Below are 15,385 nucleotides of genomic sequence, written 5' to 3'. Positions count from 1 at the left end.
CAGGCCGGTCCCGCGTCGCGGCCGCGCCACTCCCGAAACCACCCGTTTCGCTGTGAGCGCAATCCGCTTTCGCCCGGGAATGAACGCGCTGCCTGGATGCTTTCCACCGACAGACGGGTGTGAGCACATCGGCGCCTCGTGAGGGACACTGATAGGGAACGAAGAAGCGAAGGGGTCACGATGGACGATCAGTCGAGAATGTACGAGCTCGAATTCCCGGCGCCTCAGGTCATGCCCGGGGACGGGCGCGGCCCGGTGCTGGTCCACGGCCTCGAGGGCTTTTCCGATGCCGGGCACGCGGTGAAGATCGCGACCACCCACCTGCGCGAGAGCCTCGAGTCGGAACTGGTCGCCTCGTTCGCGGTGGACGAGCTGATCGACTACCGGTCGCGTCGGCCCACCATGACGTTCAAGGCGGACCACTTCTCCGACTACGACGAGCCGCAGCTGAACCTCTACGCGCTCAAGGACACCGCCGGCACGCCGTTCCTGCTGCTTGCGGGCCTGGAGCCGGACCTGAAGTGGGAGCGGTTCACCACCGCCGTCCGGCTCCTCGCCGAGCAGCTCGGGGTGCGGCGGACCATCGGCCTCGGCGCGATCCCGATGGCGATCCCGCACACCCGGCCCCTCGGCGTGACCGCCCACTCCACCAACAAGGACCTGATCGGCGAGAACCAGAGCTGGGCCGGCGAGCTGCAGATCCCCGGCAGTGCCTCCTCGCTGCTCGAACTGCGGATGGCGCAGCACGGCCACGAGTCGCTGGGCTACTCGGTGCACGTGCCGCACTACCTCGCCCAGACCGACTATCCGGCCGCCGCCGAGACGCTGCTCGAGAACCTCTGCGAGACCGGCGACCTGGAGCTCCCGCTGGCCGCGCTGGGCGAGGCCGCGGCGCGGGTCCGCGAGCAGGTCGACGCGCAGATCACCGGCAACGAGGAGGTCCAGTCCGTGGTCCACGCACTGGAGCGCCAGTACGACACCTACGTGGCCGCACAGGAGCAGCAGTCCAGCCTCCTGGCCACGGACGGCGACCTGCCGAGCGGCGACGAACTCGGCGCCGAGTTCGAGCGATTCCTCGCCGAGCAGGCCGGACTCGGCGACAACCCCGACTCGGACGAGCCGAAAATGTAACGCGTTTCACTGTTCGGGGGGCGCGTCGGGGGCGCCAACCGTACGATCGTCCAGGTATTCGGGGGCCGACCGGGGACAGCCGGATCGGCCGGCGACAGGAGACGAGAATGAGTGCACGCCGAGACCGCGCCCTGCGCACCGTGCCGGATACCGAACCCCGCCTGGTGTTCCGGACCATCCACGGGTACCGGCGCGCATTCCGGATCGCCGGTTCCGGCCCGGCGCTGCTGCTGATCCACGGGATCGGGGACAACTCGTCCACCTGGAACGAGGTGATTCCGCACCTGGCGAAGAACTTCACCGTCATCGCCCCGGACCTGCTCGGTCACGGCCGCTCCGACAAGCCGCGCGCCGACTACTCGATCGCGGCCTACGCCAACGGCATGCGGGACCTGCTCACCGTGCTGGGCATCGAGCGGGCCACGGTGATCGGGCACTCGCTGGGCGGCGGCGTCGCCCTGCAGTTCGCCTACCAGTTCCCGCAGATGGTCGAGCGACTCGTGGTGGTCGCGCCGGGCGGCGTCACCAAGGACGTCAACCCCGCCCTGCGGTTCGCGTCCGTGCCGGTGGCGGGCGCGGCCCTGAGTCTGCTGCAGGTGCCCGGCTGCATGACCGCGCTGAGCGTGCTCGGCAAGGTCGCCGACCAGCTCTACCGGGGACCGTTCAAGTCCGTGACCGTCTTCCACGACGCGCCCGACCTCGTCCGCGTCCTCAGTGACCTGCCCGACCCCACCGCCCGCGAGGCGTTCCTGCGGACCCTGCGCGCCGTGGTGGACTGGCGCGGCCAGGTGGTCACGATGCTCGACCGGTGTTACCTCACGGGGCAGCTCCCGGTGCAGATCATCTGGGGCGACGTCGACTCCGTCATCCCGGTCACCCATGCGTACCTGGCGCACTCGGCGCTGCCGGAGTCGCGACTGGAGATCTTCGCCGGCAGCGGGCACTTCCCCTTCCACGACGACCCGATTCGCTTCCTGCGGGTGATCGAGGAGTTCGTCGAGTCCACCCGGCCGCACGAGTTCGACGTCGAGGCGTGGCGGCAGACGCTGATCGCGGGCGTCGGCGAGGCCCACATCACCGGGTCGACGTCCACCCGCGAGGCGGTGCTCGGCGCCATGGGGGCGGACGAGCGCAACGCCACCTGAGCGCGACCGCATAGCCTGTATCGGTGCTCCTCACCGACCTCGTCCCCGCCAGCCCCGACGCCGACTCCCTCTTCGACGCCTTCTCCGAGTGGGCGACGGGCCAGGGCCTGACCCTCTACCCCGCGCAGGAGGAGTCGCTGATCGAGGTGGTCTCCGGCGCCAACGTCATCCTGTCCACCCCCACCGGGTCCGGGAAGTCGATGGTCGCGATCGGCGCGCACTTCGCCGCCCTCGCCGCGGGACGTCGCACCTTCTACACCGCGCCGATCAAGGCGCTGGTCAGCGAGAAGTTCTTCGCCCTCTGCGAGGTGTTCGGCGCCGAGAACGTCGGCATGATGACCGGTGACGCGGCGGTGAACTCGTCGGCACCGATCATCTGCGCGACCGCGGAGATCGTCGCGAACCTGGCGCTACGCCAGGGCGCCGGTGCCGACATCGGCCAGGTCGTGATGGACGAGTTCCACTACTACTCCGAGCCGGACCGCGGCTGGGCCTGGCAGGTTCCGCTGATCGAGCTGCCGAACGCGCAGTTCCTGCTGATGTCCGCGACCCTCGGCGACGTCTCGTTCTTCCAGGAGGACCTCACCCGCCGGACGGGTCGGCCCACCACCGTGGTCGGCGGCACCGAACGTCCCGTGCCGCTGACCTTCTCGTACGCGCGCACCCCCGTCGGCGAGACCATCGAGGAGCTCGCCACCACCAACCAGGCGCCGGTGTACGTGGTGCACTTCACCCAGGCCGCGGCGCTCGAGCGCGCGCAGGCGCTGACCAGCGTGAACTTCAGCTCCCGCGCCGAGAAGGACGCCATCGCTGAGGCCATCGGCTCCTTCCGGTTCACCACCGGCTTCGGTAAGACGTTGTCCCGCTTGGTCCGTCACGGTATCGGCGTCCACCACGCGGGCATGCTGCCGAAGTACCGGCGGCTGGTCGAGAAGCTCGCACAGGACGGGCTGCTCAAGGTCATCTGCGGCACCGACACCCTCGGCGTCGGCATCAACGTGCCGATCCGCACGGTGCTGCTGACCGGGCTCACCAAGTACGACGGCACCCGCACCCGCCACCTGCGGGCCCGTGAGTTCCACCAGATCGCCGGCCGGGCCGGCCGCGCCGGGTACGACACCATGGGCACCGTGGTCGTGCAGGCACCCGAGCACGACATCGAGAACTACCGGATGGTCGCCAAGGCCGGCGACGACCCGAAGAAGCTGAAGAAGATCCAGCGCAAGAAGGCACCGGAGGGCTTCGTCTCCTGGGGCGAGCCGACCTTCGAGCGGCTCGTGTCGGCGTCGCCGGAACAGCTGACGTCGCGCTTCCAGGTGTCGAACTCGATGCTGCTCAACGTGATCGCACGCCCCGGCAACTGTTTCGACGCGATGCGGCACCTGCTCGAGGACAGCCACGAGACGCGCGCGCAGCAGCGCAAACACATCCTGCGGGCCATCGCGCTGTACCGGGGGCTGCTGCAGGCCGGCATCGTCGAGCAGCTCGACGAACCGGACGCGGACGGCTCGATGGCCCGGCTGACGGTGGACCTACAGCGCGACTTCGCGCTCAACCAGCCGCTCTCGCCCTTCGCGCTGGCGGCGATCGAGTTGCTGGACGTGGAGGCGCCGACCTACGCCCTCGACGTGGTCTCGGTGATCGAGTCGACGCTCGACGACCCGCGCCAGATCCTGATGGGCCAGCAGCACCAGGCCCGGGGCGAGGCGGTCGCGCAGATGAAGGCCGACGGCATCGAGTACGACGAGCGGATGGAGCTGCTCGAGGAGGTCACCTGGCCGAAGCCGCTGGCGGACCTGCTCTTCCCCGCGTTCGAGATGTACCGCGGCGGACACCCCTGGGTCTCGGAGTTCGCCCTCTCCCCCAAGTCCGTGGTCCGGGACATGGTGGAGAAGTCGATGACGTTCGCCGAACTGGTGAGCCACTACGGCCTGACCCGATCCGAGGGGCTGGTGCTGCGGTACCTGGCCGACGCGTACCGGGCCCTGCGGCAGACCGTGCCGGACTCGGCGCGGACCGAGGAGATCGAGGACATCACGGAGTGGCTCGGCGAGCTGATCCGTCAGGTGGACTCGTCGCTGCTCGACGAGTGGGAGCAGCTGACCAACCCGGGCGTCGAGGCCGACGATCAGCAGATCGCGTTCGGCGCGGACATCCCGCGGCCGGTCTCGGCGAACACCCGCGCGTTCAAGGTGATGATCCGCAACGCGATGTTCAAGCGGGTCTCGCTGGCCGCACGCAAGCGCTGGGACCTGCTCGCCGAGCTGGGCGACGGGCTCGAGGCCGAGGACTGGTCGGACCTGATGGAGCTGTACTTCGAGGAGTACGACGAGATCGGCACCGGCCCGGACGCGCGCGGACCGCAGCTGTTCACCGTCTCCGTCGAGCCGGAACTGTGGCGGGTGCGTCAGACGCTGGCCGACCCGGCCGGCGACCACGGCTGGGCGCTGGTCGGCGAGGTGAACCTCGCGGAGTCGGACGCCGCGGGCGAGGTCGCAGGACGGGGCCGCGGGGCGCCTGGCCGGCTACTTCGTGTCGGGGCAGTCCTTGACCCACTTCACGTTGCCGTCGAAGTTGCAGCTACCCGCATGCGTCCCGGCGAAGGCCGGTCCCACGGCGAGTCCGAGGGGCAGCACGGCGAGCGCACCGGTCAGCGCGACCTTGGCGACGAAGCGGCGGGTGGATGACTTGGCGGAGGTCGTCACAGTGGGTCGATCCTTACGTTCACGGCAGCCCTGAACGCGTGGCACCAGCGCTCTTGACCGGCACCTTCCGGCTGCCTTGCGGGAGTCCGCACCTGATTGCGCCGATTCGCGCACTGGAACGGTGCAGCCATGGTATAGGGATTTCCAGCCCAAGGGTAGGGGTCTTTTCACCCTGGGGTGGGGTGCCCGTCAATCGCCGGAGGTGTAGGGGCACCCCGTTGGCCGCCCGGAGCGGGAATCGTGCCCAGACGACAAACAGCGGCCGGGCACCATGCCCGGCCGCTGCCTTCGTCTCTGCTTGTCCGGCTGCCGCGCCTACTTGTCGGCCGGGTGCATGATCGGCTTGGCGTGCCGCTCGCGGCGGTTGGACTGCTCGCGACGGGCCGCCTGCTGCTCCTTGATCCGCTTCTCGTCCTTGCGGACCTCCACCAGCGAGGCGCGTTCGGCCTGCAGCCAGTCCGGCTGATCCGCGAGCAGGGCATCGATCTGCTCGGTGGTCAGCGCCTCCTCGACGCCTCCGCGGGACAGGCCCGCGATGGAGACACCGAGCTTGGCCGCGACGACGGGCCGCGGGTGCGGGCCGGCGGCACGCAGTTCGACGAGCCACGCCGGGGGGTCGGCCTGCAGTGCGGCGAGTTCGTCGCGCGTGACCGGACCCGCCTGGAACTCGGCGGGGGTGGCCTCGAGGTACACGCCCAGCTTCTTTGCCGCGGTTGCGGGCTTCATGTTCTGGGCGCTCTTGTGCGACGTCATGGGTCAAGGGTAACGAGCGGCCGCGACGACGGCCCCCTCGGTGCGCCGGTCGTGGGSCGCGGCGCGCCCCGGTAGCCTGACCCAATGACCGATCCGGCGCCGTCGCCCTCCTTCCGGCTGGCGTACGTCGCCGGTGTCACCCCCACCAAGTGGATGCGAATCTGGGCCGAACGCCTTCCCGACGTCCGACTCGAACTGGTGAGCCTGCCCGCGCTCGAGGTGGCCGGCGCGCTGCGGGACGGCACCGTCGACGCCGCACTGGTGCGCCTGCCCGTCGACCGCGAGGGCCCGCGGCCGCTGAGCGTCATCCGGCTCTACGCCGAGACGCCGGTGGTCGTGATACCGAAGGACCACGTCATCTCCGCGGTCGACCAGATCGGCGTCGAGGACCTGGCCGGGGAGATAGTGCTGCACCCGCTCGACGACCTGCTCGAGTGGGACGCACTGCCTGGCGAGCGGGCCGCCCAGCGTCCCGAGACCACCGAAGATGCCGTCGAACTGGTGGCCGCCGGGATCGGCGTGGTGGTGGTGCCCCAGTCGCTGGCCCGACTGCACCACCGCAAGGACCTGACGTACCGCCCGGTGACCGGGGCACCCGAGTCGCCGATCGCGTTGGCCTGGCCGGAGGACGCCACCACGGACCTGGTCGAGGAGTTCATCGGCATCGTGCGGGGGCGCACCGCGAACAGCTCCCGTGGCCGCGCCGCCGCCGAGACCGGTCCCGCGCCGAAGCGGAAGGCGTCGGAGAAGACTGCGGACAAGGCGGCGGCGAAGGCCGCCGCGGGAAAGTTGCCGTCCGGCAAGGCTTCGCCCAAGGGATCGGCCAAGGGGTCGGCCGGCAAGTCGGGTGCCAAGAGCGCGCCGGCCAAGGGCACGGCGGGCAAGGGCACGGCGGGCAAGGGCACGGCGGGCAAGGCCGCGGCGAGCAAGCGCAGCGGCAAGGGGTCGGGCGGCCGCGGCCGCCGCTGACACACAACGCCGACGAACCGGCGGGTGACCCGCCCGGTAACCCCCGGTTCGCGAGCGGAAGCCGGGCTCGCTACCGAGTTCCCTTGGGCGCCACCGAGGTCACCAGCTCCGCCAAGGCCCGGTAGGCGTCGGCGCGACCGCTCGACGCCCGGAAGACCAGCCCGATCGCCCGGCCCGGCGCCGGTGCCGCGAACCGCGCGGTGGCCAGGTCGCCGCGGCCGGTCTCGACCGCGACCGCCGAGTCCGGAACCAGTGTCACGCCGAGACCGCCTGCGACACACTGCACCACGGTGGTCAGCGAGGTGGCGCGGGTGTCGCCGGAGACCGGCCGCGCGTCCACCGAGCGGCACAGGTCCAGGGTCTGGTCGCGCAGGCAGTGCCCCTCGTCGAGGAGCAGCAGCGGCAGCTCGTCGAGCACGTCGATCGGCAGGTCCGTTCGCCCGGCCAGCGCATGCCCCGCCGGCACGACCATCACGAAATCCTCTCGGTAGACCGGGATCTCGACCATCCCCGGCGCCTCGGACGGCAGGGCCAGCACCGCCACGTCGAGCACCCCGACGCGCAGCGAGTCGAGCAGCCGGGCGGTCTGGTCCTCGACCACGAACGGCCGCACCGAGGGCAACTGATCACGCAGCGCCGGCAGCAGCACGGGCAGCACGTACGGCGCGACCGTCGGGATCAGCCCGATCCGCAGCGGCCCGGTCAGCGCCTCCCCCACACCCGCGGCCGCCGCGACGAATCCGTCGGCCGCCTCCAGGATCACCTTCGCCTGCGCGAGCAGCTGGGAGCCGGCCGGCGTCACCAGCACGCGCCGGGTGCTGCGCTCGATCAACTGCACGCCGAGGCCGTTCTCCAGCGCCGCCAGCGCCTGCGAGAGTGTGGGTTGACTCACACCCAAACGCGCTGCGGCGGTACCGAAGTGGCGATACTCGGCGACCGCGACGAAGGCACGCAGCTGCGACAGTGTGGGTTGATAAGTCTGATCAGCCATGCCTATCAGTGTAGTGACACCTATCGCCTTTACCTTTTGCATAGCTTCGGGCACTATGGAGTCATACCGAGTTGAGCGCAGAACACCGCGGCTCACTCGGGTGAAACCACCAGTACACCGACCGCACCAGTGCGCCGACCCCGGCGCAGCCAGGTGTACTGCCGCATGCCCGAGATGAAGTCACGGCGCCGACCGCGCCGTGGACCCGCACAAGTAGGAGGACCACACATGGCTCTGCTGACCATCGGCGACCAGTTCCCGGCTTACAACCTCAAGGCCGTCATCGGCGGTGACCTGTCCAAGGTCGACGCGCAGCAGCCCGACGACTACTTCACCCAGGTGACCAGCGACGACTACGCCGGCAAGTGGCGCATCGTGTTCTTCTGGCCCAAGGACTTCACCTTCGTCTGCCCCACCGAGATCGCCGCCTTCGGCAAGCTCAACGAGGAGTTCGCGGACCGCGACGCGCAGGTGCTCGGCGCCTCCGTCGACAACGAGTTCGTGCACTTCCAGTGGCGTGCGCAGCACGACGAGCTCAAGACCCTGCCCTTCCCGATGCTCTCGGACCTCAAGCGTGAGCTGGCCGAGGCCACCGGCGTCCTGAACGCCGACGGCGTCGCGGACCGCGCCACCTTCATCGTCGACCCGAACAACGAGATCCAGTTCGTGTCCGTCACCGCCGGCTCCGTGGGCCGCAACGTCGACGAGGTGCTGCGCGTGCTCGACGCACTGCAGTCCGACGAGCTGTGCGCCTGCAACTGGAAGAAGGGCGACCCGACCATCAACGTCGGCGAGCTGCTCTCCGAGAGCGTCTGACCATGAGCGTCGAGAACCTCAAGAACTCGCTGCCCGAGTACGCGAAGGACCTCAAGCTCAACCTCGGCTCCCTCGCGCGCTCGACCGAGCTCACCGAGCAGCAGCTCTGGGGCACCTTCCTCGCGTGCGCGGCCGCCAGCAAGTCGGCGACCGTGCTGCGTGAGATCGCGGAGGAGGCTGCCGACAACCTGTCGGCAGAGGCCTACAACGCCGCACTCGGCGCCGCTTCGATCATGGGCATGAACAACGTCGCCTACCGGGCCAAGAGCTTCCTCGGCGACGAGTTCGCCCAGGTGCGAATGGGTCTGCGGATGAACATCATCGGCAACCCCGGCGTGGAGAAGGTCGACTTCGAGCTGTGGTCGCTCGCCGTCTCGACCATCAACGGCTGCCACGACTGCACCGCCGCCCACGACGCGGTGGTCCGCAAGGAGGGCATGACCAAGGAGCAGGTCTGGGAGGCCGTCAAGGTCGCCGCGACCGTCCAGGGCGTCGCCCAGGCCATCGTGGCCAGCGAGACGCTCGCCTGATCTTCGGTTCCGCTCGACTGTGCGCGGTCTCCACCCCGACGGGGAGGAGGCCGCGCACAGTTGCATTCCGGGCCGGACGTTGCGTTTGGCGGTATCGTTTAGCGATGGGTATCGAGGTTGAGGTAGTCAGGGTTTTCACCGACGCCGATGGCCGCCACGGCAATCCGCTCGGCATCGTGGACGCGGCACTCGTCGCTCCCCCGGGCCGACAGGCGCTGGCCGCCGAACTGGGCTTCAGCGAGACCGTCTTCGTCGAACTGCCCACGCCGGGAGCCGATTCCGTGCAGGCACAGATCTACACACCCGCCGTCGAACTGCCCTTCGCGGGACACCCCACGGTCGGGCTGTCGTGGTGGTTGCGCGAGCGCGGGCACGACATCGCGACGCTCGAGGTGCCTGCCGGGCCGGTCACCACCCGCTTCGCGGACGGGTTGACCTGGATCCGAGCCAAGGCGGACTGGGCGCCGGAGTTCGTGCTGCACCCTGCGCCCGACTCCGAGGCCGTGCGCACGGCCCGGGCGGCCGCCTACGACAGCGGGCACCACTACGTGTGGGCCTGGGCCGGCGAGGGCGCGATCCGGAGTCGGATGTTCGCCCCGGGCATGGGCGTTCCCGAGGACGAGGCCACCGGCGCCGCCGCGGTCCGGATCACCGACCACCTGCGCCGCAGCCTGCACATCACCCAGGGCCGCGGGTCGCAGATCTTCACCGTCTACTCCCCCGACGGCTGGATCGAGGTCGGCGGCCGGGTGTACCCCGACCGCMCCCTCGTCCGCGAGGTCAGACCGGCACTGAGGTCAGACCGACAGGGTCTGGCCCGGGAAGATCAGGTCGACGTTCTGGACCTGGCCGGCCAGCGACTCCACCGAGACGCCGTGCGCGGCCGCGATGCCCGAGAGGGTGTCGCCCGAGACGACCACGTAGGTGCCACCCGCGGGTGCCGGCGCGGACGCGGCGGGTGCGGACGCGACGGGGGCCGATGCCAGGACCGGCTCGGCGACGTCGGAGACGGTGGTCTCGTAGCCGGCGGCGGTGGTGCCGGCGGTCAGGTACTGGCCGCACACGGGCCACGCGCCGGCGCCCTGGCCCGCGAGCACGTTCTCCGCCACGCGGACCTGCTCGGCCTGGCTGGCGTCCGCCGGGTTGCCGGTGCCGCCGTAGGCCGCCCAGGTGCTGGGGGTGAACTGCAGGCCACCGGAGAAGCCGTTACCGGTGTTGGTGTTCCAGTTGCCGCCGCTCTCGCACTGCGCGACGCCGGACCAGTCGTGGCCCTGCGCGGAGGCGGTTCCGGTGGCCAGCGCCATCGGGACCGCAACGAGGGCGCCGGTGGCGACGACGGCGCCGAGGGCGCGCTTGATGGTGAAATCGGTCATGAACGTGGATCCTCTCCGCTCCCGCCGGCGAGGCGGACCACCGGCGACAACTGCGTCGTCGCCCTGGTGCTGCGTCCGTCTCGCTCCCGCCCCTGAAGGGATTTCGGCGATTCCGGTCCGCGGGGCGAGATCGAGCGGTGGCGGACCGGCGTTTGCCCGGCTGTTTCGGGCTGGTTCCGACCGTAGGGGATGGTCACGGACAGATCACGACACACATTTCTGGCACAGCCGTACCGCTCCCGAACTCCCGGTTCGAGGTTCCCGCAGGCCCGGTCGGCGATCCCCGAAAGTCACATCGCGGTAGTTACACGGCCGTAAGGTGACGACCGACACAGCAGAATTGTGGCGCCGGTCACACCATTCCGGCATGCCGCCTACCGGTCGACGTCCCCGCCCGGCCGAGCCGCCTCGATCGCGGATCGCATGTCGCCCAGGAACTTGACGACCGTCGCCCTCTCCGCGTCGCTGTAACCGTCGAGGGCCGCGGACGCGTTCGCGATCACCGGCCCGAAGAACGACCAGCCGAGCTCCATGGCCGCGGGCGTGACGGCCAGCAGGACCCGCCTGCGGTCGCGCGGGTCGCGCTCGCGCCGGACGTGCCCCGCCTTCTCCATCCGGTCGACGAGCGCGGTCACCGACGCCGAGTTCAGGTGGAGCTCCTGCGCCAACCACCCCGGTGTCGCCGTCCGACCGCCGCGGTCCGCGTCGAGGAGGCAGATCAACGCCCGGACGTCGGTCGGGTGCAGTCCGTGCACGCGCGCGAACTCCGCGCCCAGCAGGTGCAGCTCGACCGTCAGCGCCCGCAGACGATGCACGGTGGCAAGGGAATCCCCGGCCGGTTCGCCTCCGACACCCATCACGGCCTCCTGCTCGACAACATCACCCGGCCAATCTACTATCTCGACACACCAATTATCTCGATCGATCGAACTAAATTGAGACGAGGAGACCCGGATGCCCCCGTTGTCGACGGCAGCCTTCGCAGCCACCCCCGCAGGATCCGCCTTCTACCGCGCCTACGACCGCGTGCTGGCGAAGTGGCCGGTCGAGGTCACCGGCGTCGACCTCGAGTCGGCGCACGGGACCACCCGGGTCAACGTGTGCGGGCCGACCGACGCCCCGCCGGTGGTGCTGCTGCCGGGCGGCGGGGCCACCTCGACGGCGTGGTTCGAGAACGTCGCCGCGCTCGCCGAGCGGCACCGGGTGTTCGCGGTCGACCTGATGGGCGACCCCGGCCGGAGCGCCGCCGGGGCCACGCCGCCGCGGACCGCCGCGGACCTCACGTCCTGGCTCGACGCCGTCGCGACGGCGGCGGGCCTGGACGAGTTCGGTCTCGTCGGCCACTCCTACGGGGCGATGATCGCGCTCGCCTACGCGCTGCGTGAGCCGGGCCGCGTGAGAAACCTCGTACTGCTGGACCCCAGTTCGTGCTTCGCCGGCATGCGCGCGCAGTACCTCGCCCGCGCGGTCCCCCTGCTGGTGCGGCCCACCGAGAAGCGCCAACGCGACTTCATCCGATGGGAGACCGACGGCCGGGGTCTGGACGAGGACTGGCTGGAGCTGACAGCCCTTGGCGCAGCACATTTCCCGAAGTCGAGAACCGTCGTGCCCAAGCGCCCGAGCCGCGACGTTCTCGCCACCCTGACACCCGCCACCACGGTGCTCCTCGCGGCCGGCAGCAAGGTGCACCACAGCAGGAAACTGAAAGCCACCATCGCGCAGTCGAACCCACGGCTGCGTACCGTCGTAGTCGACGACGCCACGCACCACACCATGCCGATGATCCCCGCCGCCGAACTGAACCGCGCCCTGCTCGGAGCCCTCAGCGATGCGGGTCCGGTGTCCGACCCGCCGCCAGGTCATCGTCGCTGAGCAGGACGGCGATCTCCCGGCCCAGCTCGACGCCCGGGGCCAGCGGCAGTCGGTCACCGCTCCAGAACCGTCCCGGGTCGTACCAGTTCGTCTTCTTCCGCTCGGTGAGCAGACCCATCGACTCGTAGGTCTGCGCGACCACCTCGGCGCAGTACGCACTCTCGAGTCCGGCGGCCGTCTCCTCCCGGGATCGCCTGCGCAACGCCGGAAGTCGGCCGCCGAACCAGCGCGAGGCCAGCTTCGCCGTCGACGGGAACGGGGTGCCGTCGAGCCGGGCAATGGTGCGCAGGAGCTCGTCCTCCTGCTCCCGGGTGACGGGCCGGTCCAGCTGACGCAGCCATCCGCGCTGACCGTACCGAGCGCCCCAGACCTGCACGGCCTGACGCAGGTCGTGCAGCTGGACGCCGCGCTGGAATCGCCCGGTCCACATGTCCTGCAACGAATGTCCGAGCTCGGCATGCCACATCAGCGGCGGCATGTCGTCGAGCACCACCGACATCCCGACGTGATTGACGGGGCTGTTGGTCAGTGTCTGGATTGCCCGGTCCGCGCCGGAATGTCCACGGAAGATCCAGATGTCGCCGGTCCGGGTGGCCTCGACCGCCACGTCCAGGCTCACCTGTGATTCGTGCATCCGCCTGCTCATCCACCTAGCCTAGAGCGATGGGAATCGAAGGCAGGCACCTGTGGAAGTTCGTCGGCCTCGCCGGCGTGGTCGGCGTCGCCGCCACCGGGGCGTTGACGGTCCGCGCCGAGCGCAAGCGCCGCGCCTACTCCCCCGACGAGGTGCGCTCCCAACTGCACGCCCGCTTCGCCCAGGCCACCACGGCCGCCGCGTCCGAACGGCCGACGGTGGATCTCACACCCGTCAGGCCCAGCCTCCGGCAACGCCTCACGCGCCTCCGGCGCCGGTGAGCGACCCTCGGCACAAATGCCGCTGATGCACTCGATAGAAATTGAATTGAATCGATACTCAACCAAATTGGGAAACCTTGACTATTAATCGCCCAGACCATTGGGCATGGACACGGTTCGGAGTGTCGCGGACTTCGATCGCCGTAATCGATCGCTAGACCATTCAGGGTCGATCGAATGAATGAACTCTGAATGAACGCACCGAGGCAGGCGCTGCCTGTCGCCGGCCGCTCGGGTCCCCCGGCCCCGTGACGGAAACTCGTCGTGACCACGTGATTACGACATGAGTCCAGTTCAGACGTCGGATCTCAGGCTGTCACCCCCGATTCCGGATCGCCGGGCCGACCGGGTCTCCCGCAACCCGGAACCCGAACCCGGGCGCCGCACCAGTCTCCCCGTTCGGGTTGGTGGTCGCTCACAAATCATGTAGAACAGATCACTACTGATCCAGGTTCGTGATCTTGATTCAATGGCGATGTTTTGGTGGGAAACACGCACAGGACGCGGCCTGTATCGAGGTCCCCCGGGGGGCCGGACCGCAGGGTCCGGGCACGGGCTAAAAGAGAACAGGCGAAATCATGCTATTACCGATGTCACCGGCCGATTCGATGTTCCTGCTCGGCGAGTCGCGCGAGCATCCGATGCACGTCGGAGGGCTTGCGCTCTTCGCCCCACCGGAAGGCGGCGATGCCGACGATGTGCGGGCCATGCTCGACTCCGCACTGGCCGGCGGGGCGGTGTCGCCGGTGCTGCGCAAGCGCCCGCGGCGATCGCTGACCTCGCTCGGGCAGTGGGGCTGGGAAGAGGACGTCGACGTCGACCTCAGCCACCACATTCGTCACAACGCCCTGCCGCAGCCGGGCGGCGTCAAGGAACTCCTCGAGTTGGTCTCACGGCTGCACGCGCACCTGCTCGACCGCAACCGGCCGCTGTGGGAGATGCACCTGATCGAGGGCCTCGCGGACGGGCGTTTCGCCGTGTACATGAAGATCCACCACGCGGTGACCGACGGCGTCTCCGCGATGAAGCTGTTGCGCAGCACGCTCAGCGAGGACTCGGGTGAGCGCGGGATGCCGGCGCCGTGGGAGCCGCTGGCGCGGGATCGTCCGGCGACGGTCCAGGCCGCGGCGCCCGACGGCCTCAGCCTGCTCGACCTGCCCGGCGTGGCCGTGGGCGCGGTTCGCGGCGCATTCGGCCTGCTGCCGGTGCTCGCGACCACCGTCGACCGCGCGCGCAACAACCGCGGCGGCTCGCTCTCGCTCGCCGCCCCGAAGAGCATTCTCAACGTGCCGATCGGCGGGGCCCGCCGGTTCGCGGCCAGGTCCTGGCCGATCGAGCGGCTCCGCCTGGTCGCGAAGGCGGGTGACGCCACCATCAACGACGTGGTGCTCGCGATGTGCTCCGGTGCGCTGCGCAGCTACCTGGACGAGCTCGACGTCCTCCCCGCCGACCCCCTCGTCGCACTGGTGCCGGTCTCACTGCGGCGGGAAGGAGTGGAGAGCAAGTCCGGCAACGACTTCGGGCTTCTCTCGTGCAATCTGGCCACCCATCTCGAGGAGCCCACGGAGCGGTTCGAGGCGGTCCGCAAGACGATGGGTGAGGGCAAGGAGGAGATGAGCACCAGGAGTTCGGGCGAGATCCTGGCGATGAGCGCGCTCGGCGCCGTCCCGCTGGTGCTCGGGGTCCTCTTCGGCGAGCGGGCGCCCATCCGGCCCCCGAACGTGATGATCTCCAACGTGCCGGGGCCGGGCATGCCGCTGTACTGGAACGGCGCGCGACTGACCGCGCTGTACCCCCTGTCGATCGCCGTCGACGGGCAGGCCCTGAACATCACCATCACCAGCACCGACGACGAGATCGCGTTCGGCATCACCGGATGCCGTCGCAGCGTGCCGCCACTGGCTCCGCTGCTGGGATGCCTCGACGACGAACTCGACGCCCTCGAGGCTGCGGTCGGGTTGTAGCGACTCCGGCGCCCGTGAGCCTTTTGGTGCCTGGAGCGACCAAAAGGCTCACGGGCAGCGCAGCTGCCTAGCTGTACTGCCCAGGCAGGTTGGTCGAAGGATTGCAACGACACACTGTGACCGGTCGTTGAACAGCGAAGGTCTCCTGTCGTGAAGTGGAGCTACTACGACAACCACTCACCGACAGGAGACCTTCGTGGTCCACGCTAACGCACCCCTGA

13 protein-coding genes and 2 pseudogenes are annotated in these 15,385 nt (G+C 69.7%); 10 read left to right on the top strand and 5 right to left on the bottom strand.

Going from position 1 to position 15,385, the window contains the following annotated elements; all coding sequences use genetic code 11:
- Positions 1–180 precede the first annotated feature (180 nt).
- From AC1DWC_RS09995 to AC1DWC_RS09985, 3 genes and pseudogenes are all read left to right on the top strand, one after another.
- Positions 181–1,131 carry a proteasome assembly chaperone family protein gene (locus AC1DWC_RS09995; RefSeq protein ID WP_072844013.1) on the top strand — a complete coding sequence of 317 codons (951 nt, stop codon included), beginning with the start codon at positions 181–183 and terminating at the stop codon, positions 1,129–1,131.
- A 107-nt stretch (positions 1,132–1,238) separates the two neighbouring features.
- Complete coding sequence (locus tag AC1DWC_RS09990) at positions 1,239–2,276, top strand: alpha/beta fold hydrolase (protein WP_477907630.1); 1,038 nt, start codon at positions 1,239–1,241, stop codon at positions 2,274–2,276.
- A 23-nt stretch (positions 2,277–2,299) separates the two neighbouring features.
- Positions 2,300–4,771, top strand: a pseudogene (locus AC1DWC_RS09985) (DEAD/DEAH box helicase); the annotation flags it as partial.
- Positions 4,772–5,296: 525 nt separating this feature from the next.
- On the opposite strand, the gene AC1DWC_RS09980 reads toward AC1DWC_RS09985, so the two are convergent.
- Positions 5,297–5,734: a DUF5997 family protein gene (locus tag AC1DWC_RS09980; protein WP_477907629.1), complete on the bottom strand. Its 438-nt coding sequence runs from the start codon at positions 5,732–5,734 to the stop codon at positions 5,297–5,299.
- Between the two features lie 84 nt (positions 5,735–5,818).
- Here AC1DWC_RS09980 and AC1DWC_RS09975 point away from each other — a divergent pair, with 84 nt between their 5' ends.
- Positions 5,819–6,703 carry a LysR substrate-binding domain-containing protein gene (locus AC1DWC_RS09975; RefSeq protein ID WP_477907627.1) on the top strand — a complete coding sequence of 295 codons (885 nt, stop codon included), beginning with the start codon at positions 5,819–5,821 and terminating at the stop codon, positions 6,701–6,703.
- Between the two features lie 70 nt (positions 6,704–6,773).
- Here AC1DWC_RS09975 and AC1DWC_RS09970 read toward each other — a convergent pair whose 3' ends face one another.
- Positions 6,774–7,694 (bottom strand): LysR substrate-binding domain-containing protein, encoded by a 921-nt coding sequence (locus tag AC1DWC_RS09970; RefSeq protein WP_477907625.1) that lies wholly within the window; start codon positions 7,692–7,694, stop codon positions 6,774–6,776.
- Between the two features lie 228 nt (positions 7,695–7,922).
- Between AC1DWC_RS09970 and AC1DWC_RS09965 the strand changes: the two genes are divergently transcribed.
- From AC1DWC_RS09965 to AC1DWC_RS09955, 3 genes and pseudogenes are all read left to right on the top strand, one after another.
- A complete protein-coding gene (locus AC1DWC_RS09965; RefSeq protein ID WP_072844027.1) occupies positions 7,923–8,510 on the top strand; it encodes a peroxiredoxin in 588 nt (195 codons plus the stop codon).
- Between the two features lie 2 nt (positions 8,511–8,512).
- A complete protein-coding gene (gene ahpD, locus AC1DWC_RS09960) occupies positions 8,513–9,040 on the top strand; it encodes an alkylhydroperoxidase, AhpD family (protein ID WP_072844028.1) in 528 nt (175 codons plus the stop codon).
- Between the two features lie 104 nt (positions 9,041–9,144).
- Positions 9,145–9,804: pseudogene (locus tag AC1DWC_RS09955) on the top strand (PhzF family phenazine biosynthesis protein); the annotation flags it as partial.
- Between the two features lie 33 nt (positions 9,805–9,837).
- On the opposite strand, the gene AC1DWC_RS09950 reads toward AC1DWC_RS09955, so the two are convergent.
- Positions 9,838–10,413 carry a LysM peptidoglycan-binding domain-containing protein gene (locus AC1DWC_RS09950; RefSeq protein ID WP_477907623.1) on the bottom strand — a complete coding sequence of 192 codons (576 nt, stop codon included), beginning with the start codon at positions 10,411–10,413 and terminating at the stop codon, positions 9,838–9,840.
- A gap of 374 nt (positions 10,414–10,787) precedes the next feature.
- The gene (locus AC1DWC_RS09945; protein ID WP_477907621.1) at positions 10,788–11,270 is read right to left on the bottom strand and encodes a MarR family winged helix-turn-helix transcriptional regulator; all 483 of its coding nucleotides are present in this window, start codon (positions 11,268–11,270) and stop codon (positions 10,788–10,790) included.
- Between the two features lie 97 nt (positions 11,271–11,367).
- On the opposite strand from AC1DWC_RS09945, the gene AC1DWC_RS09940 reads away from it, so the two are divergent.
- Positions 11,368–12,285 carry an alpha/beta fold hydrolase gene (locus AC1DWC_RS09940; RefSeq protein ID WP_477907619.1) on the top strand — a complete coding sequence of 306 codons (918 nt, stop codon included), beginning with the start codon at positions 11,368–11,370 and terminating at the stop codon, positions 12,283–12,285.
- Here the strand turns inward: AC1DWC_RS09940 and AC1DWC_RS09935 are convergent.
- Positions 12,236–12,931, bottom strand: a complete 696-nt coding sequence (locus tag AC1DWC_RS09935; RefSeq protein WP_477907617.1) for a hypothetical protein — start codon at positions 12,929–12,931, stop codon at positions 12,236–12,238. The genes AC1DWC_RS09940 and AC1DWC_RS09935 overlap by 50 nt on opposite strands.
- A 17-nt stretch (positions 12,932–12,948) precedes the next feature.
- On the opposite strand from AC1DWC_RS09935, the gene AC1DWC_RS09930 reads away from it, so the two are divergent.
- Together AC1DWC_RS09930 and AC1DWC_RS09925 are read left to right on the top strand one after the other, a co-directional pair.
- The gene (locus tag AC1DWC_RS09930; RefSeq protein WP_477907615.1) at positions 12,949–13,200 is read left to right on the top strand and encodes a hypothetical protein; all 252 of its coding nucleotides are present in this window, start codon (positions 12,949–12,951) and stop codon (positions 13,198–13,200) included.
- A gap of 578 nt (positions 13,201–13,778) precedes the next feature.
- Positions 13,779–15,164, top strand: coding sequence for a WS/DGAT/MGAT family O-acyltransferase (locus AC1DWC_RS09925; protein ID WP_477907613.1), 1,386 nt, complete (start codon positions 13,779–13,781; stop codon positions 15,162–15,164).
- The last annotated feature ends 221 nt before the right edge of the window (positions 15,165–15,385 follow it).

It is taken from the genome of Rhodococcus sp. P4_C10, assembly GCF_056402135.1.
The sequence above is the reverse complement of the archived record's forward strand: the minus strand, read 5'-3'. Positions and strand labels throughout refer to the sequence as shown.

What these genes read in the sequence shown, in the direction of transcription:
- ahpD (WP_072844028.1), top strand. Translation starts at nt 8,513, where the DNA reads ATGAGCGTCGAGAACCTCAAGAACTCGCTGCCCGAGTACGCGAAGGAC.
- AC1DWC_RS09950 (WP_477907623.1), bottom strand. Translation starts at nt 10,413, where the DNA reads ATGACCGATTTCACCATCAAGCGCGCCCTCGGCGCCGTCGTCGCCACC.
- AC1DWC_RS09945 (WP_477907621.1), bottom strand. Translation starts at nt 11,270, where the DNA reads ATGGGTGTCGGAGGCGAACCGGCCGGGGATTCCCTTGCCACCGTGCAT.
- AC1DWC_RS09975 (WP_477907627.1), top strand. Translation starts at nt 5,819, where the DNA reads ATGACCGATCCGGCGCCGTCGCCCTCCTTCCGGCTGGCGTACGTCGCC.
- AC1DWC_RS09995 (WP_072844013.1), top strand. Translation starts at nt 181, where the DNA reads ATGGACGATCAGTCGAGAATGTACGAGCTCGAATTCCCGGCGCCTCAG.
- AC1DWC_RS09970 (WP_477907625.1), bottom strand. Translation starts at nt 7,694, where the DNA reads ATGGCTGATCAGACTTATCAACCCACACTGTCGCAGCTGCGTGCCTTC.
- AC1DWC_RS09980 (WP_477907629.1), bottom strand. Translation starts at nt 5,734, where the DNA reads ATGACGTCGCACAAGAGCGCCCAGAACATGAAGCCCGCAACCGCGGCA.
- AC1DWC_RS09925 (WP_477907613.1), top strand. Translation starts at nt 13,779, where the DNA reads ATGCTATTACCGATGTCACCGGCCGATTCGATGTTCCTGCTCGGCGAG.
- AC1DWC_RS09930 (WP_477907615.1), top strand. Translation starts at nt 12,949, where the DNA reads ATGGGAATCGAAGGCAGGCACCTGTGGAAGTTCGTCGGCCTCGCCGGC.
- AC1DWC_RS09935 (WP_477907617.1), bottom strand. Translation starts at nt 12,931, where the DNA reads ATGAGCAGGCGGATGCACGAATCACAGGTGAGCCTGGACGTGGCGGTC.
- AC1DWC_RS09990 (WP_477907630.1), top strand. Translation starts at nt 1,239, where the DNA reads ATGAGTGCACGCCGAGACCGCGCCCTGCGCACCGTGCCGGATACCGAA.
- AC1DWC_RS09965 (WP_072844027.1), top strand. Translation starts at nt 7,923, where the DNA reads ATGGCTCTGCTGACCATCGGCGACCAGTTCCCGGCTTACAACCTCAAG.
- AC1DWC_RS09940 (WP_477907619.1), top strand. Translation starts at nt 11,368, where the DNA reads ATGCCCCCGTTGTCGACGGCAGCCTTCGCAGCCACCCCCGCAGGATCC.